The following is a 25,119-nucleotide window of genomic DNA, read 5'->3' as shown; positions in this document are numbered from 1 at the left end:
AGGTCAACGTGCTGTCTCGCCGCCATCGACCGTGAAGACCGATCCGGTGATGAAGGTCGAGCGTGGGTCGCATAGCGGCACCAAGAGACGAGCGACGTCGTCCACTTCGCCGAACCGTCGCGCTGGGACGGCCTTGAGCACTTTCGCTGCACGCTGTTCGTTCTCGCGGACATCGGCATTCAGGTCGGTGGCGATGAAGCCAGGCGCGATGGCGTTGACTTGTACCCCGTGGCTGGCCCATTCCACTGCCATCGACCGGGTGAAGGAGACGATCGCGGCCTTGGAGGCGCAGTAGGCGGCGTGCTGCGCGACGCCTTTGAAGGCGAAGTTGGACGCGACGTTGATGACCTTGCCGTGCCTCTGCTCAACAAGTAGGGCACCAGCGGCGCGGGTCATACGCACGGTTCCCATGATGTTGGTCTCCAGGGCCGCAGTCCACGGTTCGTCGCCAGCGTCGAGGAGGGCCCCTGGGGTCAACACTCCGGCGTTGTTGATGACGATGTCGAGGCCGCCGAGTCGTTCGGTTGCCTCTGCGACAAAGTTGCGAATTGAATCGCCCGAGGCCACATCGAGTGAGACAGCAACGGCCTGGACGCCTAGCGACTCAATCTGCTTTCGCGCGTCTTCGAGCGTCGTTGAATCGCGAGCTCCGAGTGCGACGGAGGCACCCTCACGAGCTAACTCGAGAGCGAGGGCCTTCCCGATTCCCCTACTTGCGCCGGTGACGATCGCTCGCTGCCCGGACAAGGAGTGGTAGGCGCTCTGTTCAACCATCAACAGGCTCCCCCATGTGAAGCACGATGCGGCCTCGAAGCTCTCTTGATTCCAACTTTCCGAGTGCTGTCGCCGCTTCTTCGAGGGAAAAACGTCCGGCCACTGGAACGTCGATCTTGCCGGCGGAAACCATGTCGAGAACTTCTGTGATGACCTCGGAGAAGCCTTGCGGGTCGCGGTCGCGGTAATCGCTGACCTGTAGACCGGTCACGGCGATGTTCTTGACCAGGACGTGCCCGGCTTTCAGTTGCGGCACGTCGCCTGTCGCAAAACCGACGACGACCAGTCGGCCTTCCCAGGCCATCGATCGAATGGCTTCGGTAAAGACGCTCCCGCCGAGCGTCTCGATGACGACGTCCGCACCTCGTCCGCCTGTCAGGGTCTTCACCTTGTCGCGGATCGTTGCCTCGTCGGGCGCGACGATGTGGTCGGCTCCCTGCGCTTGGAGGATCGCGCCGCGTCTCTCGTCGCTGGCGGTTGCGATGACCGTCGCGCCCCAGACTTTCGCGAGCTGCACCGCCGCGGTACCAACTGCTCCCGTCGCCCCGGTGACCAGGACGACCTCCCCCTCGGCGAGCGCCGCTCGTCTGCGCAAGGCGTAATGAGCCGTCGCGTAGGGCAGACCGACTGTGGCTGCGACGTCGAGGGCGACATCTTCAGGGACGGCCACGACGAGGTCTTGGGAGACCGATACCTGCTCGGCGTATCCGCCGAACTCCAACTGTGCCGCCACCCGATCCCCGACCGAGAACCTCGTGACGTCCGAACCCACAGCGGCGACGACGCCGGCGACCTCCTTACCCGGGCTGAATGGCCTGTCCGGGAGGATCTGATAGGAGCCAGCCACCACGAGGATGTCGGGATAGTTGAGTGACGCGCTACGGACGTCGATGAGTACGTCGTTCGGGCCGGGCGTGGGATTGACCAACTCCCGTACGACCAAGGATTGTGGTTTCCCGAACTCCTCTACTACGACCGCACGCATGGGATGACTCCTCAGGTTGGCGCGGGCATGTCGCCCGCCACATCGAACATAATGTCCAACAGTTGCGTACCTGTCAATTGGGAGGCATTGGGATACTTCGGGTCGGAGCGCTGTGCCTTAGTCACAAAAGTGCGGCCTGCACCGATACAGTGGAGCGTCGCGCATCAGCGGGCCGTCGACTGTAAGACAGTTGCCAATATCGGAGGACGATGACATGAGTTCATCAAGTGAGCTGGGCAACGCCGGGACGCGGTCGATCGGTGTCGAGGTCGTCCGTCCGCGTCAGCAGGTCGAGAAGCGCATCAAGCAGGCGATTCTTGACGGCGAACTGAAAACTGGGGAGCGGCTTCCTCCGGAGTCTGAACTTGCCAGGCAGTTCGGGGTGAGTCGGACAACCGTCCGCGAAGCGCTGCGCTCGCTTTCGACTCAGAGTCTGATCGACAAGGTTCCTGGCGCAGGCGGCGGAAGCTTCGTTCGCGCCGTAGACCACCAATCCCTGGGGGACATGCTTTCGGAGTCGGTGGGCAATCTGTTGAGCCTCGGCAGTATCGAGCCAGCCGAGGTCAGCGATGTCCGTTGGTACTTGGAGTTGCCTGCCGTCCGCTTGGCGGCACAGCATCGCACCGACGAAGATCTCGAGGAACTGCGTCAGATCGTCGAGCGCCAGAAGGCCATCTCGGTCAATGACCCCGATGTGCCGCGCCTCGACGTCGACTTTCATTCGGCCGTTGCGAAGGCTTCACGCAACCGCGTTCTCTCGTCCTTCGTCCTCGCGCTTCACGAGCAAGTGATGCCGGTGCGGTTCCTCGATCTGTCCGAGGAGGTGGGGTCTCGATCGGTCCAACAGCACTTGCGCATCATCCGCGCCGTCGAGATGCAGGACCAGGCAGAGGCCGAACTTGCCATGTCGGACCACCTGGCCTACCTGCGGGACCACATGGCGGGCGACTGCCCTACGCATTGACCCTGATTTCCGCAGAAAGGGGGCGGCCGCCAACTGGCGGTCGCCCCCTTTCGTCTGCAGGAGCTACAGGCGCTGGACCGTTCCAAGCACTTCCCGAGTTCGGGTGACCCCTTCTGGCCAAGCCTCGTCGAAAGCGTCGAGCAGAACCTGCAGGTCCGCTGAGGGAACCTTCGCAGCGAGCTGTTCGAGCGTCTCGAACTCATAAAGCGCTACGTGCACTCCTGGGTCCGTCGCGCTCCAGCAGCGACGCGCCGCCCGGGCGCCGAGCACCTCCCTGGCCTGCGGGAGATGCTCGGCGTCGTACCAGCGGTCGAACTCCTCGCAAAGGTCACGACGAACCTCAGCTCTCACGAGGAACAGCGCCGGCACACCTGGCCCAGGATCAACCGGCACTGGACATGTCCGCATCCTTGTGATGGACGGCGAGCTTGGTGACTGCGAGCGTCACGAAAGCGATCACCGAGATTGCCGCGACCACAATCGAGATCGGCACCGTGCTGCCGTACTCATCCAGGAGCCACACGGCTGCAGAGGGGATGATGCCGCCCCCGATGACCGCGGCAAGGGTGAAGCCGAAGGAGACCCCGGTGTAGCGGACGGCTGTACCGAAGAGCTCCGAAAGCCAGGCGCTGATCGGTCCGTAGAGGCAGCCGAGGAAGATCAGTCCAACACTGAAGCCAATACCAGCGGGAATGGCTCGGCCGGTATCGAGCAAGGGGAAGAGGACGAATCCCCAGACGCCGAACCCAGCGACGCCGAACATCATGGGCGCGCGGCGGCCGATCTTGTCCGAGACGTGCCCGGAGATCAGGATGGCAGCGAAGTAGCAGACCGAGGCGATGAGGACGAGCACCAGGCTGCCGGTTGTGGAAAACCCGACTTCGGTCCGAGCGTATGAAAGGCCGAAGATGATCGACAGGTAGTAGCCGCCGTGGATGCCGAGGCCCGCGCCGATGGAGGCGAGGATCTGCTTGGGATAGCGGCGCAGAAGCTCCACGATGGGAAGCTTGACGGGCTTCTCGTCGGTCTCTTCCTTCGTGAGCTCCTTGAATGCGCTGGACTCCTCCAGCTGCAACCTGATGTACAGGCCGACACCGACCATGATCGCACTCAGCAGGAACGGGACGCGCCAGCCCCAGGAGTTGAAGGCGTCCTCGGTCATGAACGCCGACACGATGGCGATGAGGCCAGCGGCGAGGATGTAGCCGATGGGCGATGCGCTTCCGACCCAAGATCCGAAGAAGCCTCGGCGTGCGGCCGCGTCCTTGTGCTCGACCACCATCAGAGCGGCGCCGGCGTACTCGCCACCCAGCGCCACGCCCTGCATGATGCGAAGCACGACGAGCAGGATGGGTGCGGCGATCCCGATGGACGCGTAGGTGGGCAGCAGGCCGATGGCGAAGGTGCCGATGCCCATCATCAGCAGTGCGGTCACCAGCGTCTTCTTGCGACCGTACCGGTCACCGAAGTGCCCGAACACGACTCCGCCGATGGGACGTGCGACGAACGCGACGCCGAACGTCGCGAGCGACAGAAGCGTGCTGGTCACGGGATTGTCCGAGGGGAAGAAGAGCGGTCCGAGGACGAGCGCCGCCATGGCGCCGAAGAGGTTGAAGTCGAACCATTCGATGACGGTTCCCACCATGGAGGCCGTCGTGACCTTCTTGATGGAGTCGCCCGAGTCGTCAGCGTCGTGCGTGGCGCTTCGACGATCTTGTTCGGGCCGAGCGTTGAGTGAAGACATGCGGGGGGTCCTATCTAAATGTTCGACAGTTGCTCAGCGGTTGAAACGTACATCGCTCGGTGTGACATGCGCAATAGTCAATGTCGGACAGATGATTGCCAGTTAGTTCGACCAGTCGTAAAAGCCGCGACCTGTCTTGCGTCCGAGCTCTCCACGAGCGACCATCTCGCGCAGTAGCGCAGGAGGTTCGAAGCGGGAGCCCAGCTCTGAGGCGAGGTGCTCGGCGATTGCCAGTCGTACGTCGAGGCCCACGACGTCGGTGGTGCGCAGGGGGCCCATCGGGTGCTTGTAGCCGAGAGTCATCGCTGTATCGATGTCGTCTGCGGTGGCGACTCCCGCCTCGAGCATGCGCATGGCTTCCAGTGCGATGGCCACGCCGAGGCGGCTGCTGGCGAAGCCCGGGGCGTCGGTGACGGTGATGGCTGTCTTTTGCAGCTGTACGACCCAGGCGCGAGCCGCTTGGACGAGTTCGGGTGCTGTCTTGGCGCCGACGACAATCTCGACGAGAGCGCTGGCTGGGACGGGGTTGAAGAAGTGAAGTCCGACGAACCGTTCGGGTCGTTGGAGGAGTTGGGCGAGTCCGTCGATGGAGAGGCTGGAGGTGTTGGTGCCGATCCATGTGTGATCGGTTGTGACGTTCTCGATGGTGGTGAGGACTTTGGTCTTGAGTTCGGTGTCTTCGGGGACGGCTTCGATGACCAGTCCTGCGTTCGCTAGGACGTCAGGTTGCGTGTCGACTTCGAGTCGAGCAAGAAGTTTCTCGGGACTTTGCGGAAGCGCTTGTCTCTGGGCTGCCTTGGTGAGGGTCCCGGAGATGCGATCGCGTGCGGCACGTGCCGCGTCTTGCGTTGATTCGATGACGTAGACGAAGGCGCCGGCGGCCAAGAACGCGTGGGCGATGCCGGCTCCCATGCGTCCGCCTCCGTACACGCCAACGGTCCCTGGCAGTTGGTGGTTCGCGGTCTGTTCCATGTTTCTTCCTTAGGTGGTGACGTTTTCGAGGACGACGGCTAGTCCTTGGCCAACTCCGATGCAGATGGCGGCAACGCCCCACTGGTCGCCGTTCTCGCGCAAGCGATGCGCGAGCGTGCCGAGGATGCGTCCGCCGGAGGCGCCGAGGGGGTGCCCGATGGCGGTGGCGCCTCCCCACGCGTTGACGATCGCGGGGTCGATGTCCCACGCGTCGATGCACGCCAGTGACTGGACGGCAAAGGCTTCGTTCAGCTCAACGGCGGCCACGTCAGCCCAACTGATGCCCGCTCGGCGCAACGCCTTGTGCGCGGCCTCGACTGGCGCGATGCCGAACTCTTGGGGAGCGAGAGCGTGAGCGCCTCGTCCCGCGATGCGTGCGAGCGGAGCGCAGCCGATCCGGGACGAAGCATCCCCGGAGCCGATGAGAACCGCCGAGGCTCCATCACTGAGTGGAGATGCGTTGCCTGCCGTGATGGTGCCGTCAGGTCTGAACGAGGGACGCAGTTTCGCGAGACCGGCGGCTGTCGATCCTGGCCGGATGCCTTCATCGCGTTCCAGATCGGTGCCGGGAACTGGTGCGACCAAGTCGTCATAGTGGCCGGCGGTCCAAGCGTCCTGTGCGCGCTGATGGGACCCGGCGGCGAACTCGTCTTGGCGACTGCGGCTGATGCCCAGTCGATCGGCAAGCTGTTCGTTGCATTCGCCGAGCGAGACGGTCCACTCCGGAGGCATGTTCTCGTTGATCAGGCGCCATCCCAGCGTGGTGGAGACGGCTGTCGTGTCCTGGGCGGGGAAGGAACGGTCGGGTTTGGGCATGACCCACGGGGCGCGGGTCATGGACTCGACGCCGCCCACGAGGACGATCTGCGCATCTGCTGTCTCGACCTGGCGGGAGGCGATCATGGCAGCGTCCAGGGAGGACCCGCAAAGTCTGTTGACCGTGGTGCCGGGGATGCTCACTGGCAGTCCGGCTAGCAAGGTCGCCATCCTGGCTACATTGCGGTTGTCCTCCCCCGCCCCGTTGGCGTTGCCCAGGACGGCTTCGTCGATGTCGCGTGGGTCGAGATTGGGAACTTTCTTGAGCACGGCGACGAGAGTTTCGGCTGCGAGGTCATCCGGGCGGGTCTTGGCGAGCGCGCCACCGAACCTGCCGAAGGGAGTCCGTGTCGCTGCGTAGAGGTAGGAGTCCGACATCCGGGCTTCTTTCGGTTGAGGGTGGCGGCGGGTCAGTTCCAGGGATCGTTCGGGAGCGGTTGGAGTGAGGGGTATGGCTTCACACCTGGCTCTTCGCGCAGGTGCGAGTCGATAGGGCTCCACAGTGTGGTGAAGCTTTCGGATCCGTCGGGTGTGGAGACCTTGTCCGGTCCGCTTGTGCGAACGAGTCCTGCTTGGACGGCTTCCTCCCATGTGGCGACGACGGTGGTACACACGTCTTCGTTCTGGAGAACCGCTCGCCAATGGTCGGCGTCGTGCCGCGCGAAGCGGGCGGCCAGCGCCGCTGCGGCTTCGTCTTCGCGTCCAGCGTCGGAACGGAGTTCCGGTTCCAAGTCGACGAGTTCGGTCAGTCGATCCCAGAATTTCTGCTCGAGCGCGGCACAGGCTATGTGGCGTCCGTCGGAGGTGCGGTAGATGCGGTAGCGCGGGCTTCCGCCAGTGAGGAGTTCACGGCTGGGAGTCGGCCATCCGTTGCCACCTTGGTGAGTTGCCACGTATCCGTAGGCGAGCACTTGGAGGTTGTGTGCCATCGAGACCTGCACATGGGCGCCCCGCCCTGTCTGATCTCTGTGCCGCAGTGCGAGAAGGATGTTCACGACCGCGGGGTAGGTGCCGCCGGCGATATCTGCCATCACGGTGACCGGCAGGTTGGGTGAGCCGGTTTCGTCGTGGACCACGTTCAACAGTCCTGCTTCGGCCAGGTAGTTCAGGTCGTGTCCGGCGCGTGTTGCGTGAGGGCCGTTGGGGCCGTACCCGGTGATGGAGCAGTAGATGACGTCGTCGTTGACGGCTTTGATGTCGTCGAATCCAAGACCCAGCCGATCGGCGACTCCGGGTCGGAATTGCTCGACCACGATGTCGGCTTCCTTCGCGAGGTCGAGAACGTGGCGTCGCTGCTCGTGGTCCTTGAAATCGACCGCGTAGGCCTTCTTGCCTCTGTTGAGGATGGCGTAGTTGGCACTGGCCTCACCGTGACGAGGCGAGTAGGTTCGCATCTCATCGCCGACGTCAGGGCGTTCCAGTTTGACGACGGTGGCGCCCGCATCGGCCAGCATGAGTGTGGCCATCGGTCCCGGAAGTAGGGTCGACAGGTCGAGGACCTTGACGCCGGTGAGCGGCAGGGGGTTCATGTGAGGACCTCGCGCAGCTTGAACTTTTGGATCTTTCCGCTCGGCGTCATCGGCAGTTCGTCGAGGTTCACGACGCGTTCGGGCAGGAAGTGCTTGGACAGGCCGCGAGCTGTGAGGTGCTCACTTAGAGCCCGGAGGTTCAAGGGCGGGCGGCCGTCGTGGACGACCACCACCGCACAGACGCGTTCGCCCAGTCGTGCGTCGTTGACCCCGATGACCGCGGCGGCGGCTACGTCGGGGTGCTCGAAGATTGCTGACTCGATGTCGGTGACGGGGATGTTCTCTCCGCCGCGGATGATGATGTCTTTGGTTCGGCCGTTGAGCGATAGGCGCCCGAGTTCGTCGACGTTTGCTCTGTCCCCGGTGTCGAACCACAGGTCCTCATCGAAGGCTTCTGCGGTCGCGTCGGGCCGGTCGTAGTAGCCGAGGGCGAGCGCTGGTCCTCTGATGAGGAGGCGGCCGACCTGGCCCGGGGGTTGTTCGTTGCCGTCCTCGTCGACGACCTTGAGTTCGGATCCTGGGAAAACGGACCCGTCGGTGCGCAGCACGGTTTGGTCTGCGTCGGGCGGGCACGCTGTGATGATGCTGCACTCGGTCATTCCCCAGGCGGGACTGATGAACGCTCCCAGTTGCAGCGCGGCTTCGGTGGGCAGGCTGCGTGGAATGGGTGCGCCGGCGATGACGACACAGGAGAGGGTGTCGGTGGCCCTCAGATCGGTTCGTTGCAGGTCCTGCAAGAAGGTCGGTGCACCGAAGAACGTGGTGATGCCTTCGTCGCGGATGATTTCGACACCCCATGTGGGGTCCCACCGATCGACGTGGACACCGGTCCCGGCGAGCAGCACCGTGAAGACCACACCCCAGACGAAGCCTGTGTGGTGTCCGACTGGTGAGGCGATGAGTTGCACCATTGGGTCGCCGTACGTTTGCGGACCGAGGTGTCGGGCTTGAAGTCTGGCTGAGTAGATCAGTGACTCGTGCGTGTGCATCGCGCCCTTGGGCTCGCCGGTGGTGCCGGAGGTGAACCCGAGGTAGCAGAGCTGGTCCGGCTGCGGCTCTGGTAGCCCGTGTGGTGGCGCGTGGAGGAGGTCGGACCAGTGCGCTTCGCCATCGAGCAGGCGGGTCGAGGGAGCGTCGACGACGACGAGGTGCTCGAGGGTGTCGATGTGGGCGCGCAGTTCGCGGCCCAGGGAGAGATTCTCGTTGCTGCGCCATCGGTCCGGGATGATGAGCACCTTGGCTTTGCTCCGCCGCAGGACTGCTGCGGCCTGCATGGGGCCATAGGCGACCGGGATGCCGGTGTACATGGCGCCGAGTTCGTTGATGCCGAAGATGATGTCGGCGTACTCAATCCAGTTAGGGAGCATCACTGCGACTGCGTCGCCGGGGCCAACGCCGACCGAAGCGAGAGCGTTCGCGGCGCGGTGCGCGGCGGTGTCGAACTCGGCGTACGTTCGCGTCGGACGCTGCCCGTCGGTCCGGCGTCCGATCAGTGCGGTGCGGTGCGGATGCTTGCTCGCGGCCTCGGTCAGCAGCGACCGGATGGTTCGTCCCTCCCACCATCCCTCGTTCCGCCACTGCTGGACGACTGCGTCGCTGACTGGTGTCAGATGGCCGGCAGCGGAGGGGCTGGGGCGCAGGTGCGTGGTCGCGGTTGACGTGGTCATCGACCCTTCTTTCTTGTCGTGCGATGCGCGTCGCCCAAGTGGCGTGCGGAGGCGGTGCGCGCGAGCCCCGAGACGTCAACGGCCGCGCGCAGGGAGATCGCGTCACGCAGGTGCCGCTCGACCGGGTACTCAGTCAGGTAGCCGTATCCACCGTGTGACTGGACGGCAGCAGCACTGACGTCGATGGCCGCACCGCACGCGGTGGTCAGCGCGGCGAAGGCGCCAGTGATGTCCAACGGCGAGCTGATCGCAAGGCGAGCCGCGCTCGTCGCTAGTGCAAGCTGGGAGAGCAGCGATGCTCGCACGGTGGCGATGTTCGTCAGAGGTCCGCCGAATTGGTGCCGCCCAGATGCGTACGCGTGGGCTGCGTCTGCCGCACCGCCAGCGATGCCGGAGGCCACCGCGGCCGCTCGCGCTGCGAGCCGAGCGCGCACCGCGTCGATCTCAGCATCCTCCAGGACGAGGAGCTCGGTCTCGGCGGCGTCGACGTCGAGACGTTGGGTGAAACCGCCTGCGAGTCCAGTTCGCGCCAACTTGTGTCCCGACACGTGCCTGGAAGAGACAAGAACGGCCGAATCCGCACCGCGCAGGATCAGCAAGTGCGGGTCGTTTCCCGCCGGGTCGACCCGGTCGACCGTGCCAACGAGACGGCCGTCGGACCAGTCGAGATGGACACTGTGAGAGTCCGCATCGACGACTGCGACCCTGGTCTTGCCGGCGATGACGCCCGCGACGAGCCCTTCAGCATCCGTTTCCGACCGCAGGACTTCGACCGCGGCATGAGCCTGGCTCGAACTCCACCCCAGCGCGGGCCAGTGGCGACCGAGGCGCTCTAGCGCGACAGCCGTCGTTGCGCCATCGGCACCGCCGCCGCCAAGGTCTTCCGTCACACCCAGTGTCCAGACGCCCAGGCCAGCCAACTCGCCGATGAGTGGGCTCACGACATCGGAGTCGTCGGCCAATCGGACTTCACGTTTTGCCGCGAGGCTGTCGAGCATCGCGGCCAGGTCTTGCTGGTCGGGTGTAAGCGGCAGGCTGCTGGCCACGGTCACGACCAGAAGCTTTCGACGTCCGGCGCGCGACGCTCTCCGAAAGCAGCGCTGGCTTCGTGCGCTTCCTTGGTCTGCAGGTACAGCGACAGCTGCTGGTCGTGGGCCATACGCGCCTGGCCAGCCACACCGTGGTGGCGGGCAGAGAAGGCGCCCTTCATGCCGGCGATCGCCATTGGGGCGCGCGTTGCGATTTCGCGCGCAATCTCGGCTGCACGCTCGCGAAGCTCACCAGCAGGGACGACCTCGTTGACCAACCCCATGGAGAGGGCCTGGTCTGCGGTGTACTTGCGGTTCAGGTACCACATCTCCTTGGCGCGCTTGCGTCCGATCGTGTCTTCGAGGTACCAGGAGCCGTAGCCCGCATCGAAGCTTCCGACCATGGGTCCGACCTGGCGGAACACGGCATTATCGGCGGCGATGGTGAGGTCGCAGACGTTGTGCAGGACGTTGCCGCCTCCGACAGCGAATCCGTTGACCGCGGCGATGACGGGCTTGGCGATGGTGTCGATCGCCTGGTAGACGTCCACGATCGGCAGGACCTGCGACTGGTCGAGGGAAGTGACCGGGTCGTGCTCCCCGCCGATGCAGAAGAACTTCTCTCCGCTGCCGGTCAGGATTGCCGCACGCAGTGACGGGTCGAGCCGCAGCTTCTGGAGGGCGTCGAACAGTTCGAGGCAGGTTTGGTGTCGGAACTTGTTCCCTGCTTCTGGACGGTTGAGGGTGATGGTGAGGACTGCGTCGTCGACGGCGGTAGTGATGTCCTGGTAGCTCATGTCACTGTCCCTTCGGGGGTTCGGTACGGAAGCCGCGTCCGTTCTTCGTTCCGCGGTAGCCAGCGGCGACCATGGAACGCAACAGGGGTGGGGCGGCATAGCGGGGGTCTCGCGTTGCGGCGTATGCCGCTTCGGTGGCGTGAAGGTGCACGTCGAGTCCGACCATGTCGAGCATCTCTAGGGGTCCGGTCTTGTACCCGAGGCCGAGCTTGAGTGCGATGTCGATGTCTTCTGCCGTGGCGAGTTCGTCGTCGTACTCGTTGATGACGTCGTTGAGGTAGGGCATCAGCAGTGCGTTGATGAGGAAGCCGGGACGGTCGGCTACGACGATGGGCGTCTTGTCCTCCAAGGTCTCGACGAAAGCGATGAGCTTCTCGATGAGGTTGGAGTCGGTCTGCAGCGCGCGGACGATCTCGACGGTCCGCATGACGGGTGCGGGGTTGAAGAAGTGCAGTCCGGCGACGCGTCCGGGCACCGGTAGCGCCGCGGCCAAGTCGGTGACCGACAGTGCCGACGTGTTGGTCACGATGGGCGTGCGTTCGTCGATGATGTCGGCGACTTCGGTGAGGAGAGCCTGCTTGACCTCGGCGACCTCACTGACGGACTCGATTACCAGGTCCACCTGGCTGAGGTCGTTGACGGCGGTGGTGGTGGTGATTCGCTCCAAGATGGCGGAGCGTTGCTCGTTCGTGACCTTGCCGCGAGAGATGCCACCGTCGAGAAACGACGTGACGTGCTCCAGTCCGTCGCTGGCGCGTTCCGCGTCGGCCTCCAGGGCGATGACGTTGCGCCCGGAGGAAGCCAGTACCTGCGCAATCCCTGCACCCATCGTCCCTAGGCCAAGGAGGCCGATGGTGCTGAATGTCGTGGACTCATTCATGCCTGCTCCTCACGACCCGAACAGTCGGGTGTCGTCGTAGTCGTAGAATCCGCGGCCGGTCTTGCGGCCCAGGTCGCCGGCGGCGACCATCCGCTCGACCATCGGCGGAGGGAAGAACCGCGGGTCGCGCAACTGTTCGTACAGGCGGGTTGCGACCTGCTGGTGGATGTCCATACCGACGATGTCGAGCAGCCGGAAGGGGCCCATCGGATGTCCGATGGAACCGAGGACGGCAGCGTCGATCGCTTCTTTTGACGCCCATCCCGCTTCGAGGGCGCGGATGCAGGAGTTCTCCCATGGGATGAGGAAGCGGTTCACGATGAACCCCGGACGGTCCTTCGTCACGACGCTGGTCTTGCCGAGCGTTCCGAGGAACTCGACGGTCGCTTCGTGTGCCCAGGAGGCGGTGTGTCGCCCGTCTGCCACTTCAACGAGCTTCATCAGTGGAGCGGGGTTGCAGTAGTGGGTGCCAACCACACGTTCGGCGTGGCGGGAGCCCGAGGCGATGCCGGTGACCGAAAGCGTCGAGGTGTTGGTGTGGAAGAGCGTCGTGTCGGCGACGATGTCGTCCAACCGACCGAACAGGTCCTTCTTGAGCGCGAGGTCCTCGAAAACTGCTTCGACGACGACGTCACATCCGTTCAAGTCCGAAAGATCGACGGTGCCGCGCACAGCGCTCTTCGCGGCTTCGCCGGTCTCGAGGTTCAGCTTGCCAAGCGAGACGCTCTTGTCGAAAAAGCCGTGGACTGTCTCGATGCCGCGCTTGAGGTTGGACTCGGAAACGTCGAAGAGGATCGTGTGGTGGCCGGCTCGTGCCATCACGGTGGCGATGCCCGACCCCATCGTTCCGGCGCCGAGTACGGCAACCGTCTTGGGTGTACTCACAGTTCCTCCTGTGTTGTCAGCGGACACTTTGACCGCCGTCGATAACGATCACTTCGCCGGTCATGTAGTCGGATGCGGGGCCACAAAGCAGTAGCAGCCACGGCTGGAGCTCCTCCGCCGCTCCCATGCGTCGGATGGGGATGGAGCGCACCACTCGCGACAAGAGGTCAGGGTCAGCGCGAACGTCGGCGTTCATGGCGGTGGCGAAGTAGCCGGGAGCGATGGCGTTCACTTGGACGCCGTGCCGTGCCCATTCGACGGCCATCGATTTGGTGAAGGCGATCACCGCGGCCTTGGACGCTGAGTAAGCGGCGTGGTCCGCGACGCCCTGCAGAGCGAAATTCGAGGCGATGTTGACGACTTTGCCGGACCCTTGCGCGACGAAGTGTCGACCGACCGCTTTGGTCGCAAGGAAGGTGCCGCGCAGGTTCGTCGCGATGACGCTGTCCCATTCGGAAGCTGGCTGTTCCAGCAGCGGTGAGCTGGCGATGATGCCGGAGTTGTTGACGAGAACATCGACGCGCCCGAAGGTCTCGACGGTCGCTGCGACCATCGCGCTGACGGCGTCTTCATCGGTGATGTCGGTGGGGCAGGCCAGTGCCTGACCGCCTGCGGCTTCGACGTCGGAGACGAACGAGTCGAGCTCGTCCTTGGAGCGAGCCGCGACAGCGACTCGGGCGCCGGACGCGACGAGTGCTTCGGCCATTGCACGACCCAGTCCGCGTCCGGCGCCGGTGACGATGGCAACCTTTCCGTCGAGGTCCGGTGCTGCCTGGCTCATGGGGTCGTCTCCATTGCTCGGGAGATTTCGCGTCCGATGAGGAGTCGCTGGATCTCGTTGGTTCCGTCATAGATTTGAGTGACCTTGGCGTCGCGTAGGTAGCGTTCGACGCCTACTTCAGCGAGGTCGCCGTGTGGTCCGAGGATGCGAACTGCTTCTACCGCGGCGAGAAAGCCAAGGTCGGTGCAGGCCTGCTTCATCAACCCGATCTGGCCGGGTGTGACGCCGGAGTCGGTATCGACTTGGCGTGCGACGGCGTGCAGCAGCAGTCGTCCTTGCAGCAGTTTTCCGCGGAGGTCCGCGAGCGCGAAGGTGTGTTCATCGGGCAGTCGGCTGCCGTGCATGGCGGTCAGTGTTGCGAGGGTTCGTGCGTAGACCGCTCGTGCGATGCCGACTCCTTGGGCGGCGGCGCTGATGCGCGACTTCACGACCGAGTTCATGACGACGGCCCAACCTCGACCTTCCTCGCCGAGCAGGTGTGAGCGTGGGACGTCGACGTTGTCGAAGAAGACTTCAGAGGTCGACGAGCCGTGCATGCCCATCTTCTCGAAGGGGCGACCTCGGCTGACGCCATCCCAGTCGCCGTCTATGACGAACGCGGTGATGCCGTCGCGGCCGAGGCTGCGGTCGGTGGTCGCGAAGCAGATGAGGACGTTGGACCGGTCGCCGGTCGTGATGAATGTCTTCTGCCCGGACAAGCTCCATCCGGTCGGTGTGGCCGTGGCGGTCGTGGTGAGGCTTGCGACGTCCGAACCGGCGTCGGGTTCTGTGATGGCTAGTGACCCGTAAGCACTTCCGTCCAGAAGCGGGGGAATGTAGCGCGTCTGCAGGTCCGTGCTGCCGGCGAGAAGGATGGGGTAGGCGGCGTGCATCTGGGTCATGAAGATCAGGCTGGTTGAGGGGCACGCCGCCGTGATCTCTTCCATGGCCACCGCGTAGGCGACGTTGCTGTCTCCAGTTCCGCCGAGGTCGCGAGGGAAAAGAAGTCCGCAAAGTCCCTCCGCGGCGAGCGCTTGAACGCTCTCGTGAGCGAACTGGTGGTCGGCGTCGGTGGCCGCGGCTCGAGGGACAAGTTCCTTGGCGGCGACTCGACGCGTCAGCGTTCGAACATCGCGTTCGCGCTCGGTCAGGTGCGCCGTGGAGGCTGGCTCATCGAGCAGGTCGTGCAGTGCGATGTACGCCTGGGTGTCTGTGTCGATCGCGAGTGACTTCATGCGTCGTTCGTCTCCCCTGCCTCGAACTGGGCAGATCTCTTCTCAAGGAACGCGCTGATTCCCTCGGCTGACTCGTCGCTGGCAACAGCGAGCGCGGCGAGTCCGGTCTCGAGTGCCGCGCCGGCATCGAGCGTGGAGTCGGTACCTCGATCGACGGCATGGAGGATGGAACGGACCGCTTTGGGGCCTTGTCTTGAGATCTTCTCGGCGATGATCAGTGCGGTGGGAAGGAGTTCGTCTGCCTCGACCGGCTCGATGGGCGTCAATCCCAAGGTGTGGGCACGCGCCGCCGAGAGACGTTCTCCAGTGAGCATGACGTGCAGGGCTGCGCGGCTTCCGATGGCACGGGGCAGGCGTTGGGTGCCGCCGTATCCGGGAATGAGACCGAGGGAGGACTCGGGCAGCCCGAGTGAGGCGCGGGCCGACAGGACAGGGAACGTCGTCGCTAGGGCGAGCTCGAACCCGCCGCCTAGCGCAATACCGTTGACGGCGGCGATGACGGGAATCTCGGCCTGCTCGATCTGTCGGAACGCCTGCTGTCCGGTTCGCATCGTCTCGTGGGCTTCATCGGCGGTCATGGACGCCAGTTCGCGTAGGTCAGCGCCGGCGCTGAAGGCCTTCTCGCCAGCTCCGGTGACGACGACCGCGCGGGTATTCGTGTTCGCCGCAGCGGCGACTACTGCGTCGCGAAGCTCAGCGACGACGGCCGCATTCAGTGCGTTGTGGACGTCGGGTCGGTTGATGGTGGCGATGAGGATGTGGTTGCGCTCCTCCAGGAGCAGCGGTCCGTCGGTGCTCACGTTGTCTCCTGTGCTGTCACGATTGCTCCGGTCCGGTCGAGGTCGTCGATCTCCTCGGGCGAGAAGCCCATCTCCGTGAGCACACTGCGCGTGTGCTCCCCCAGCTCAGGGAATCGTTCGTTGCGCGGCTGGGGGATGGACCCGAGTCGGAATGGGCTGTGGACGCTGACCATGTCTCCGCGGGATCCGGGCACGGGCAGAAGCGCACGGCGGGCTTGGACCTGGGGGTCCTTGACGACCTCGGAGAGGGACTGCACGAGCGATACCGGGATGTCGGCTTCTCCGAGCACGCGCAGCCACTCCTCGGCCGGTCGGGTAAGGAGCCGTTCGGCCACCAGTTCGGTGATCTCACCTCGATGCTGACGTCGGGCGGCGTTGTCGCGAAGGTCTGACCGATTGAGGAACTCGGGCAAGTCAAGCGCGTCGCAAAGCCGCTGCCACATCAGGTCGTTGCCGATGGCGACGACGATGGTCCGGTCGGCCGCCTCGAACGGCTGATAGACGGCGAGAACTGAGTCGGTACCTCCGCTGGGCGCAGGTTCTGGCTCGCCGGCGACGTAGGCAGCGATGCGCGGCGCCATCAGCGCGAGGTCGGAGTCCAGCAAGGAGACGTCGATGACCTCTCCCTGCCCGTTCTGCTGCTGCCTGACGAGGGCGGCATTGACGGCGATTGCTGCGCACATTCCTGTGACGACGTCCGACAAGGCGGTGGAGACCCGTTGCGGGGAGCGTCCATTCTCACCAGTGACCGACATGAGTCCGGACTTGGCTTGAGCGACAAGGTCGTATCCTGGCAGGTCGCTATCGGGCCCATTGAGACCGAACCCCGACATGGCGCAGTAGACGAGGCGCGGGTTCCGTTCGCGCAGCGACTCATGGTCGATGCCCAGCCGCACGAGCTTGGAAGGGTTCATGTTCTGCAGAAAGACGTCGGCGTTCTCGAGGACGCGCAGCAACGTCTCACGTCCCGCGTCGGTTCTGAGGTTCAGCACCAGTGACTGCTTGTTGCGGTTTGCCGAAGCGAACCAGGCCGATGCTCCGTCGACGAATGGAGGTCCCCAGGCGCGTGCGTCGTCACCACGTCCAGGCCGCTCGACCTTGATGACCGTCGCGCCAAGATCGGAGAGGTACATGGCGGTCGTGGGACCGGCGTAGGAGGTGGTCATGTCTACGACGATCACGCCGGCGAGAGGGCCTTGCGGAGTACCCGAGGTGTCAGAAACGCTCACCCGGACATAATGTCGAACATTCACCACACGGTCAACTTTCTTCCTTGGCTATCGGATGGCGCGCCCTCCATCGACGCTCAAACAAACCCCGGTGACGAAGGAAGCCTGCGGCGAGCACAGGAAAGCAGCGGCCGCGGCCTGCTCAACGGGGGTGGAGATGCGCCCGAGCGGATGCTTGTCCTGACGAGGTTGTCCCGCTGCCGCATCGGCTTGCAGGAGGCCGTCGACCATGGGGGTGTCGACGGTGCCGGGACAGATGGCGTTGACGCGGATTCCGTCGGGGGCGAGTTCGAGCGCGAGCGCTCGAGTGAGTGAGGCGATGCCACCTTTGCTTGCTGCGTAGGCGGCGTGGTTGAGGCTGCCTCGGATGCCGTCGATGGAACTGACATTGCAGATGGCGGGTGCGGCGCTGGACCGCATGAGCGGGACGATGGCGCGGCAGCCGAGGAAGACTCCCGTCAAGTTGACGGTGAGTACCTCGTTCCACATGTCGAGCGATGTCTGCTCTAGGGGCGCTTCGCGAAGGATGCCGGCGTTGTTGATGAGGATGTCGATGGTGCCGACCTCGTCGCGAACTCGGTTGGCGAGGTCGTCCCAGCTGTTGGGGTCGCTGACGTCCAACGTGTGCGACCGGGTTCCTTGGACCTCGTGGCCGACGCGGTAGACGGTGTGGCCTGTGTCCTCGAGGAGGTCGCTGACGGCTTGGCCGATGCCCGTTCGTGCGCCGGTGACGATTGCTGTTCTAGCTTGGTCGTGGGTCATCAATGTCCTGCTTTCTTTGACGTGGTGCTTCGTCGGGGTTCGGGGAGGATGGCGCTGCCGACAACGAGCGTGGTCGCGAGCAGGCCAAGGGCGGCGTACATGGCGGCGATTTGCTTGAGGTCCACGAGGTTGGCACCGAGACCGGCAGCGAGTCCGGCGACGGCAACACTGAGGTAGGCGATGAAGTAGATCGTGGCCACGACGCCGGCGCGGTCTTGGGGGGCGGCGACGGGGATGAGCAGGCGCATCGCGCAGGTGGCCGCAATTCCTTGAGCGATACCGCACAGGAGACTGGCGAGGACGAACAGCGAGGCCTTCTCATTCCATAGTGCGAGAGTGGCGCCGACGAGACAGGCCCCGTATGCGCTCATTCCGATCGCGACGCCCCATCGCGCCGGGACCGCTGGGGCAATAGCCCCCCCTAGGGGGTTAAGAAGCATGATCGAGGCGAAGATCAAGCCCGCCGTCAGTACGTCGGTGGCCCCGAGGATGTCCTCGGCGACGATGGATCCGAATGCCTGGTAGAAGCCACCGAGGGGCCATGTGGCCACGAAGATCCCAGCGACGGTAAGCGCCTCCTTGCGCGCCGACAGCGGCAAGGCGAGTCGTGGCTTCACCGTCGCCCAGACGCCGCGGCGACGAGTCACCGGCTCGCGGCAGGTCAGCAGGGCCAAGGAGAGCACGCCCAGCGCGCCAGCGCCGGTGGCGAACATCGCGTTCTTGTCGATGCCGCCGAGCTCGACGAGTGCGCCGCCTGCCAGCGCTCCACCCGGCAGGCCAATCATCGGAGCGCTGCCGGTCACCAGCGCGGGCAGCCAGCGACGCTGACCAGCGGTGTCGACGATGTAGGCACCGAGGGCGCCGGGAGCGACCCCGCATGCCAGGCCCTGGAATCCCCTGGCCACGATGAGCCAACCGGCAGCGTCGACAGCAATCATGATGGCGCAGCCCACAGCGGCGATGACCAACGATGTGGCAGCCACGGGTTTGCGCCCGAGCAGGTCCGACAGCCGACCAAACAGCAACAACCCCACTGCAGCGGCGACGAAGTACGCGCAGGACGCGTATGCGAAGTCGGAGGTCCGCAGCCCCGCAGCGCGGTACGCGTCCAGCACTGGGATGGGCAAACCGGCTCCCGCGAAGACGGCGATGAGCGAGACGCACGCCAAGATGAAGGTGGCGTCCCAGCCCATCGGCCTCCGTGGGGGTCCGGCCTGCGCCCCATGAGACCGCGATGTCACCTGGCTATAATGTCCGACATCTATCAGTAGATCAACTACCCGACTTCAGGGTCCTGAGCTCAGGCATTCGGAAGCCATCGCCGCCGATGGATTCATCGCGGCAAGTACTCCATCATTGAAGACGAAGCCCGGCTCCGGGGCTGGCCGGTCGCGCCGTGGCGCTACGAGCAGATCGCGATCATTCTCCGGTCTCTTGGCGCGAAGCGTCACGCTGAGGGAATGCGGACCCGCGTGAAGGTCTGCTACCCAGATCAGGCCACCGCTCCCGCCGCGTCGGCGACGATTCTCAATAGGGTCGCAGCACGCTGCTCGCAGACCAAGCTTCCCGTCCCTGGGCACCCGTTGGCTGTCTGCGACGGCCGACACCTGACCGCACAGCGAGTCCGGCGAACCTCACCGGTCCCGAAGACGCGATCAAGGTGTTTCGCGCCTCCTTGCAGCCTCTGTCGTCGTCCCCATCTACTGACATCGCCTGATGGTCCAGACAACGCGACGAGAATGGTCACGCAAGCTCACTGGCCCGCTCGACAAGGCCGGTGCGGTTCGGCTGCTCGACGCCCTGCTGGACGGCACCCCCGACACCGGAGCCTGACGGGTCCACGGCTCGCACCGGATCAGCGCTCGTACCAGGAGGGGGCGGCGCGCGCCTCGATGCGCGCCGTCCACGTACCGCCCCACCACGGCCGGGTCGAGCCGACCGCGGTCACGGTGGCGACGTCGAGGTCCATGCGGCAACGTTCGAGCCGCACGTCGTTGCGGTGGGCCAGCCGGCGCGCCGCCCCGCAGCCGTCGGCGCCCTCGGTGCTGGCGCGGCTGCCCGCGAGTGCGGCCAGGTCGGCAGTTGACGCCACCTGGTGGCGCAGCGTGACGAGGGCCATGACCTGCAACCCCAGCGCCACCACGCCGACCAGGACGGCGACGACCCAGAGCGCGTGCACCGTGACCGCACCGTCCTCGGGGTGTCGGCCGAACGCGGTCGGGCTCACGGTGCCTCCGCGGCCGCCACGGCCGTCGCGCTGAGCTCGCGGGACCCGACGGTGGTGCCGAAGCCCAGCGGTGCGCGCGACCGGACCCGGACGGTGACCACGACCGTGCCGTCCTGCTCCTGCACCCGTACCCGGGCACCGGCCGGCGCGAGTCGGCGGACGAGCGCCGTGGCCCCACCGTCGTCCTCGCCCCGTGCGACGAGCCGGGCACCCTCGCGAGCGGCGTCGACGAGCCGGACCTGGGTCACCCCGAGCGACGCCACCCACACGAGCAGCAGCACGAGCACGAGCGCGAACGGGGCGAGGACGGCCAGCTCGGCGGTGGCCGTGCCCTTCTCGCCGCGCCCGGTCATCGGATCGGGGTCCACGGCCTGCCGCGACGCAGGTGCTCGACGAGCGTGGTCGGGTCGAGCGCGCGGGCGAAGATCTCGCGCAGCTGGTCGAAGAACCAGCCGTCGGCCCCGAGGTGGACCAGGACGGCGGCGCAGGTGGCGGCCCCGAGGGTGCCGAGGGCGTACTCGGCGGTGGTCATGCCGTGCTCGCCTCGAGCGCCACGGCGGGAGCGACGGGCGCCGATCCGGCGGAGGGACGAGACGTCGAAGGTGGAGGAGGTGCGCTGGTGCACGGTGGGCTCCTGGGGAGTCGGGTCGGTGCTGTGGTCGAGGTGCGGGTGCTCTATCCGGTGGGGCCGTCGGGGCCTGGTGGATGCCACGACGGCCCCACCGGAGATCGGTCAGAAGAGGTTGGGCAGGAGGCTCGGGATGTTGTCGATGACGTCGCGGACGAGCTCGCCGAACCACTCGGACTGGCCGACCTTCACGAGCACGCCACCGACGGTGCAGGCGCCGAGGGTGCCGACGGCGTACTCGGCGGTGGTCATGCCCTGCTCCCGACGCTGCTCGCGGCGCTGGGCGCCGCGGGCGACCAGACGCGAGAGGCCGAGGGTCGCCCGGTCCTGGAGGGTGGAGTGCTGGAGGTTCTTCATGGGGTGTCCTTTCGTGGAACGTGCTGACACCCAGGAGATGGGTCGCTCCCGAGCCCGGACGACCACCTCGTCGGCAACCTGTGGACGAGCGGGCCCGAGGGCGATCCGGCCTGTGGACGGCCGAGCGGGAACACTCATCCGCCCAGCAGGTCGAGCCCCGACGCGACGCCGATGAGGGTCGGGACGATCCCCACGAGGAAGAAGGCCGGGAGGAAGCAGAGCCCGAGCGGGGCGGCGGTGCGCACGCCGACCGCCCGCGCGCGTTCGCGCGCCTGGGACGCCCGGTCGCGGCGCAGGTCGGCTGCCGCGGCGGCCAGCACCGCGGCCACGGGCGAGCCGGACTGCTCGGCCCGCCGAAACGCGCGACCCACGGCGCCCAGCACCCGGTGCCGGGCGAGCACCTCCCACACCGCAGGCAGGTCCGTGCCGGAGCGCAGCCGTCGTCCGACCTGCTGCAGCTCGGTCGCGAGCGGCTCCGGGACCACCTCGCCGACCACCTCGAACGCGACGACGGCCGGTCGCCCGGACGCCAGCACGGCGACGACGAGGTCGAGCGCCACGGGCAGCTGGCGCTGCAGCTGCTCGTCACGCCGCCGCGAGGACGCCGTGGCCATGGTCGCGACCGCCGCCCGCGCCGCCGGGGTGGCGGCGAGGGCGACGAGGAGACCGATCACCGGTCCGAGCACCACGAGGCAGGCGATCGGGGTGAGGACGGTCGCCACGCTGATCGGCGACGGACGCCGACGCGAGGTCGGAACGGTGGTGAGCGCCCGGAGCCGGTCGGTGGCCGGGACGGGCACGGCCAGCCAGGCCGCGGCGGCCGCGACCAGCGCCGCCGCCAGGCTCATCGCGCGCCCACCTCGGCGCGGGTGGTGATGCGCTCGACCCAGGCCAGCCCCGTGGCCGCCAGCGCGCACCCGGCCGCGAGGCACACGACGCCCGGCAGGGTTCCGGTGAGCACGTGCACGGGGTCCCCGCCGAGACCGGAGCCGAGGCCGAGCCCGAGCAGCGGCAGGACCGCGAGCAGCCGGGCGGTGGCACGAGCCGAGGAGCACTCCGCCCGGACCTCTCGAGCGAGGTCGTGGTCGGCGCGCAACGCCTCGACCACGTGGTCGAGCACGTCGGCGACCGGCGCACCGGCACGCTCGGCCACACGCCAGGCGGCAGCGACGTCGGCGAGGTCGCCGGCGCCCGGGAGACGGGACACGCCGTCGAGCGCGGCCGGCACGTCGCCGCCGCGGGCCGCCACCTCGGCGACGGGCCGCAGGTCGGGCAGGTCGTCGCACGCTCCGCGCAGGGCCACGGGCGGGAGCACCCCGGTGCGCAGCTCGGCCGCGAGCAGCTCGACCGTGGCCGCGACCCGCACTGTCAGCTCGCTCGCGGCGCGCGCGGCGCGGTGCCGCTCGACGAACGACGACGCCACCACGGCGACGGCCGCCACCGTGGCCAGGAGCAGGGCGGACACCGGCGACGTGACGAACCACGGGGCCGCAGCGGCTGCGAGCGCGACGGGCACCCACGACCGCCAGCGGCGCCACGCCACCACCCGCAGCAGGAGCGGGCGTGCCGCTGCGGACGGCGGCCCCTCGCCCTGGTGCGGCGGCGACGTCGCGGGCCCGAGGCGCAGGGCGACCAGCCACGTCGGCGGCGGGAGCCAGAGCAGGACCGCGAACCCGGACAGACCCGCCGCCACCACAGCGACCAAGACCGTGGACCCCGTCATGCGTGGCTGTCCAGCAGGTCCTCGAGCCGGTCACGACCAGGGCCGTCGGTCCAGCGACCGTCGACGAGCCCGGCCGCGCGCACGGAGCGGACCGTCCCGTGCCCGTCGGGCCCCGCCGCGTGCAGGACACCGACCTCCTCGACCCGACGCAGACCGTCGCGACCGCGACGCAGGTGCACCACGACGTCGACCCCGGCCGCCAGCTGGCTGTGCACGGCGTCGCGCGCCAGGCCTCCGGCCACCCCCAGTGCCTCGAACCGGGCCGGGACGTCGGCTGCGGAGTTGGCGTGGATGGTGCCGCAGCCACCCTCGTGCCCGGTGTTGAGCGCGGCGAGCAGGTCGACGACCTCTCCCCCGCGCACCTCGCCGACGACGAGCCGGTCCGGCCGCATGCGCAGCGCCTGCCGCACGAGGTCGCGCACGGTCACGAGGCCCGCGCCCTCCGCGTTGGCCGGTCGGGCCTCCAACGACACGACGTGGGAGTGGTCCGGGGCCAGCTCGGCCGCGTCCTCGACCACGACGAGGCGTTCGGCTGACGGCATCAGCCCCAGGAGCGTGCCGAGCAGCGTGGTCTTGCCGCTGCCGGTGCCGCCGCTCACGACGAAGGCGACCCGGGTCGCGACGACGCGCTGCAGCAGCCGGGCGGCCTCGACGTCGATCCCGCCCGCGGCCACCAGCTGCTCGAGCGTGAAGGAGCGCCGGGCCGGGACGCGCAGGCTGATGGCCGTGCCGGGGCGCACCAGCGGCGCCAGCACTGCGTGCAGACGGGTGCCGTCGGGCAGACGGGCGTCGACCCAGGGACTCGCGTCGTCGAGCCGTCGGCCGGCCTGGGCCGCCAGCCGCTGGGCCAGCCGTCGCACCGCCGCGTCGTCGGGGAACCGCAGGTCGGTCCGCTCGAGCCCGTGCCCGCGGTCCACGTGCACGGCGCCGGCGCCGTTGACCACCACGTCGGTGACGTCGGCGTCGTCGAGCAGCGGCTGCAGGACGCCCGCACCGCGCCGCTCCCGCTGCAGGGCGTCGACCACGGCGAGCACCGTGGCGCTGCCGTGCAGCCCGGCCTCGAGCCCCAGGGCCTCGGCCACGGCCTGCGCGCTGGGCTCGCGCACCTCGGCGGCGAGCCGCGAGCGCACCCTCCCGACGAGCGCGGCGTCGATGGTGGTCACGACGGACCTGCCGCCGCCAGGCCGAGGACGTCGAGCACCTGCCCCGACGCCCGCCGCAGGGTGCGCGACCGTCCGGGGCCGCGGCCGTGGTCGAGGTCGGCCCTCAGCCGACGGTCGTGGGCGACCCGCGCGACCACCGGGAGCCTCAGCGCCTCGGCGACCGGGCCCGAGCCGACGCCTCCGGCGCGCCGAGTCGTCACGAGCGCCACCCGTGGGACGTGCTCGCGCACCTGGGCCAGCACGATGCGCGCGGCCGCCACGCACCGCACGTCCTCGGGCACCAGCAGCACCGCCCCCTCGCACCGCGCGAGCACCGCCGACCCGAGCGGGTCGAGGTGCCGGGGCACGTCGGCGACGACCACGTCGAAGGCTCGCGAGGCGGCGGTCAACACGTCGGGGGCGACGTCGACCGGCACGGCGGAGCCGTCGCGGGGGCAGGCCAGCACGGCGACGCCGTGGTGCACGGGCAGCAGACGCGCGAGCCTGGTGGCGCCGACGTGCCCGCCGGCGCCACCGAGCTCGGGCCACCGCACCCCCTCGGCGCGCTCCGCGCCGAGGACGAGGTCGACGCCGGCCCCCCTGGTGTCGGCGTCGACGAGGACGGGGCGGTGGCCGCGCCGACCGGCGTGCAGGGCCACCGCGGTGGCGAAGGTGGAGGCGCCCGCCCCGCCGACGGCACCGATGACGGCGAGGAACGCCGCCTCGTCGCGTCCGTCGAGCAGCTCGCCGAGTCGCGCGAGCACGGCGGTCTCGTCGGTGGGGTCGAGCACGGCCGTGGCGCCCAGCAGCACCGCATCGCGCCAGAGCGTGTCGCCGGCGGTGCCGCCGGGCTCCCCACCCAGCACGAGCACGCCGTCACGACGTGGCGGAGCCGTGCGAGCGAGCGGTCCCGCCAGGTCGGCCGCCAGCAGCACGGCCGACGCAGCGGACCAGGCGCGCCGAGCGGCGACCGCGTCGGACGCGACCTCCGGCGTGACGCCCACCGCGGCGCACCACCGGAGGGCGTCGTCGAGCAGGTCGGCGTCGCCCGTGGCGACCAGCAGGTGTGCGGCGTCCATGGCTCCCACGCAACCAGGGACGGAAGCCGCGGACGAGACCTCGCGAGCGGCCTGTGGACGACGCCGCGCACGCCGCCGGACGGCCTGTGGACGACCCGTCGCCGACGCGGTGTCCACGCGGGGGACCACGCGACGG

27 protein-coding genes are annotated in these 25,119 nt (G+C 67.4%); 1 reads left to right on the top strand and 26 read right to left on the bottom strand.

The features are described from left to right. Positions 1-3: 3 nt before the first annotated feature. Both RQG84_RS08035 and RQG84_RS08030 read right to left on the bottom strand, forming a co-directional pair. Positions 4-774: an SDR family oxidoreductase gene (locus RQG84_RS08035; RefSeq protein WP_311209602.1), complete on the bottom strand. Its 771-nt coding sequence runs from the start codon at positions 772-774 to the stop codon at positions 4-6. After that, positions 767-1,759, bottom strand: a complete 993-nt coding sequence (locus tag RQG84_RS08030) for an NADPH:quinone oxidoreductase family protein (protein WP_311209601.1) — start codon at positions 1,757-1,759, stop codon at positions 767-769. The genes RQG84_RS08035 and RQG84_RS08030 overlap by 8 nt, the downstream gene beginning before the upstream one ends. 214 nt (positions 1,760-1,973) lie before the next feature. On the opposite strand from RQG84_RS08030, the gene RQG84_RS08025 reads away from it, so the two are divergent. Next, entirely contained in the window at positions 1,974-2,723 is a 750-nt protein-coding gene (locus RQG84_RS08025; RefSeq protein WP_311209600.1) for a FadR/GntR family transcriptional regulator, read from the top strand. Between the two features lie 63 nt (positions 2,724-2,786). Here the strand turns inward: RQG84_RS08025 and RQG84_RS08020 are convergent, their stop codons facing one another. From RQG84_RS08020 to ssd, 24 genes are all read right to left on the bottom strand, one after another. Beyond that, positions 2,787-3,092: a hypothetical protein gene (locus RQG84_RS08020; protein WP_311209599.1), complete on the bottom strand. Its 306-nt coding sequence runs from the start codon at positions 3,090-3,092 to the stop codon at positions 2,787-2,789. Positions 3,093-3,105: 13 nt separating this feature from the next. Then, the gene (locus tag RQG84_RS08015) at positions 3,106-4,467 is read right to left on the bottom strand and encodes an MFS transporter (RefSeq protein ID WP_311209598.1); all 1,362 of its coding nucleotides are present in this window, start codon (positions 4,465-4,467) and stop codon (positions 3,106-3,108) included. Between the two features lie 102 nt (positions 4,468-4,569). Then, positions 4,570-5,439, bottom strand: coding sequence for a 3-hydroxyacyl-CoA dehydrogenase family protein (locus RQG84_RS08010; protein WP_311209597.1), 870 nt, complete (start codon positions 5,437-5,439; stop codon positions 4,570-4,572). Between the two features lie 9 nt (positions 5,440-5,448). Beyond that, positions 5,449-6,633, bottom strand: coding sequence for a thiolase family protein (locus tag RQG84_RS08005; protein WP_311209596.1), 1,185 nt, complete (start codon positions 6,631-6,633; stop codon positions 5,449-5,451). A gap of 32 nt (positions 6,634-6,665) precedes the next feature. After that, a complete protein-coding gene (locus RQG84_RS08000; RefSeq protein ID WP_311209595.1) occupies positions 6,666-7,784 on the bottom strand; it encodes a CaiB/BaiF CoA-transferase family protein in 1,119 nt (372 codons plus the stop codon). Further along, the gene (locus tag RQG84_RS07995; RefSeq protein ID WP_311209594.1) at positions 7,781-9,451 is read right to left on the bottom strand and encodes an AMP-binding protein; all 1,671 of its coding nucleotides are present in this window, start codon (positions 9,449-9,451) and stop codon (positions 7,781-7,783) included. The genes RQG84_RS08000 and RQG84_RS07995 overlap by 4 nt, the downstream gene beginning before the upstream one ends. After that, positions 9,448-10,503, bottom strand: a complete 1,056-nt coding sequence (locus tag RQG84_RS07990) for an acyl-CoA dehydrogenase family protein (RefSeq protein WP_311209593.1) — start codon at positions 10,501-10,503, stop codon at positions 9,448-9,450. The genes RQG84_RS07995 and RQG84_RS07990 overlap by 4 nt, the downstream gene beginning before the upstream one ends. After that, positions 10,500-11,276, bottom strand: coding sequence for an enoyl-CoA hydratase-related protein (locus RQG84_RS07985; protein WP_311209592.1), 777 nt, complete (start codon positions 11,274-11,276; stop codon positions 10,500-10,502). Before RQG84_RS07985 ends, RQG84_RS07990 begins: the two co-directional genes overlap by 4 nt. Before the next feature lies 1 nt (position 11,277). Further along, positions 11,278-12,156, bottom strand: coding sequence for a 3-hydroxyacyl-CoA dehydrogenase family protein (locus RQG84_RS07980; RefSeq protein ID WP_311209591.1), 879 nt, complete (start codon positions 12,154-12,156; stop codon positions 11,278-11,280). A gap of 9 nt (positions 12,157-12,165) precedes the next feature. After that, positions 12,166-13,041 (bottom strand): 3-hydroxyacyl-CoA dehydrogenase family protein, encoded by an 876-nt coding sequence (locus tag RQG84_RS07975; RefSeq protein ID WP_311209590.1) that lies wholly within the window; start codon positions 13,039-13,041, stop codon positions 12,166-12,168. A 16-nt stretch (positions 13,042-13,057) separates the two neighbouring features. After that, entirely contained in the window at positions 13,058-13,822 is a 765-nt protein-coding gene (locus tag RQG84_RS07970) for a glucose 1-dehydrogenase (protein ID WP_311209589.1), read from the bottom strand. Then, complete coding sequence (locus RQG84_RS07965) at positions 13,819-15,036, bottom strand: acyl-CoA dehydrogenase family protein (protein ID WP_311209588.1); 1,218 nt, start codon at positions 15,034-15,036, stop codon at positions 13,819-13,821. The genes RQG84_RS07970 and RQG84_RS07965 overlap by 4 nt, the downstream gene beginning before the upstream one ends. Continuing rightward, entirely contained in the window at positions 15,033-15,836 is an 804-nt protein-coding gene (locus RQG84_RS07960; protein ID WP_311209587.1) for an enoyl-CoA hydratase-related protein, read from the bottom strand. The genes RQG84_RS07965 and RQG84_RS07960 overlap by 4 nt, the downstream gene beginning before the upstream one ends. Continuing rightward, on the bottom strand, positions 15,833-17,017 hold the full coding sequence (locus RQG84_RS07955) for a CoA transferase (RefSeq protein WP_311209718.1): 1,185 nt from the start codon (positions 17,015-17,017) through the stop codon (positions 15,833-15,835). The genes RQG84_RS07960 and RQG84_RS07955 overlap by 4 nt, the downstream gene beginning before the upstream one ends. A gap of 96 nt (positions 17,018-17,113) precedes the next feature. Next, the gene (locus RQG84_RS07950) at positions 17,114-17,827 is read right to left on the bottom strand and encodes an SDR family oxidoreductase (RefSeq protein ID WP_311209586.1); all 714 of its coding nucleotides are present in this window, start codon (positions 17,825-17,827) and stop codon (positions 17,114-17,116) included. Next, positions 17,827-19,020, bottom strand: coding sequence for an MFS transporter (locus tag RQG84_RS07945; RefSeq protein ID WP_311209585.1), 1,194 nt, complete (start codon positions 19,018-19,020; stop codon positions 17,827-17,829). Before RQG84_RS07945 ends, RQG84_RS07950 begins: the two co-directional genes overlap by 1 nt. A gap of 662 nt (positions 19,021-19,682) precedes the next feature. Further along, on the bottom strand, positions 19,683-20,054 hold the full coding sequence (locus tag RQG84_RS07940; protein WP_311209584.1) for an Rv3654c family TadE-like protein: 372 nt from the start codon (positions 20,052-20,054) through the stop codon (positions 19,683-19,685). After that, positions 20,051-20,407 carry a TadE family type IV pilus minor pilin gene (locus tag RQG84_RS07935; protein ID WP_056552775.1) on the bottom strand — a complete coding sequence of 119 codons (357 nt, stop codon included), beginning with the start codon at positions 20,405-20,407 and terminating at the stop codon, positions 20,051-20,053. The genes RQG84_RS07940 and RQG84_RS07935 overlap by 4 nt, the downstream gene beginning before the upstream one ends. Further along, entirely contained in the window at positions 20,404-20,679 is a 276-nt protein-coding gene (locus RQG84_RS07930; protein WP_311209583.1) for a DUF4244 domain-containing protein, read from the bottom strand. The genes RQG84_RS07935 and RQG84_RS07930 overlap by 4 nt, the downstream gene beginning before the upstream one ends. Positions 20,680-20,787: 108 nt before the next feature. Then, positions 20,788-21,039 (bottom strand): DUF4244 domain-containing protein, encoded by a 252-nt coding sequence (locus RQG84_RS07925; RefSeq protein WP_055969628.1) that lies wholly within the window; start codon positions 21,037-21,039, stop codon positions 20,788-20,790. A 134-nt stretch (positions 21,040-21,173) separates the two neighbouring features. Beyond that, the gene (locus RQG84_RS07920) at positions 21,174-21,887 is read right to left on the bottom strand and encodes a type II secretion system F family protein (RefSeq protein ID WP_311209582.1); all 714 of its coding nucleotides are present in this window, start codon (positions 21,885-21,887) and stop codon (positions 21,174-21,176) included. Next, positions 21,884-22,762: a type II secretion system protein gene (locus RQG84_RS07915; RefSeq protein WP_311209581.1), complete on the bottom strand. Its 879-nt coding sequence runs from the start codon at positions 22,760-22,762 to the stop codon at positions 21,884-21,886. Before RQG84_RS07915 ends, RQG84_RS07920 begins: the two co-directional genes overlap by 4 nt. After that, a complete protein-coding gene (locus RQG84_RS07910) occupies positions 22,759-23,925 on the bottom strand; it encodes a TadA family conjugal transfer-associated ATPase (protein WP_311209580.1) in 1,167 nt (388 codons plus the stop codon). Before RQG84_RS07910 ends, RQG84_RS07915 begins: the two co-directional genes overlap by 4 nt. Beyond that, positions 23,922-24,983: a septum site-determining protein Ssd gene (ssd, locus tag RQG84_RS07905; RefSeq protein WP_311209579.1), complete on the bottom strand. Its 1,062-nt coding sequence runs from the start codon at positions 24,981-24,983 to the stop codon at positions 23,922-23,924. The genes RQG84_RS07910 and ssd overlap by 4 nt, the downstream gene beginning before the upstream one ends. Positions 24,984-25,119: the final 136 nt, after the last annotated feature.

Source organism: Aeromicrobium sp. WCS2018Hpa-31 (assembly GCF_031843905.1).
Lineage (GTDB): Bacteria > Actinomycetota > Actinomycetes > Propionibacteriales > Nocardioidaceae > Aeromicrobium.
Note: the sequence above shows the minus strand (reverse complement) of the source record. Positions and strands in the feature narration are given on the sequence as shown.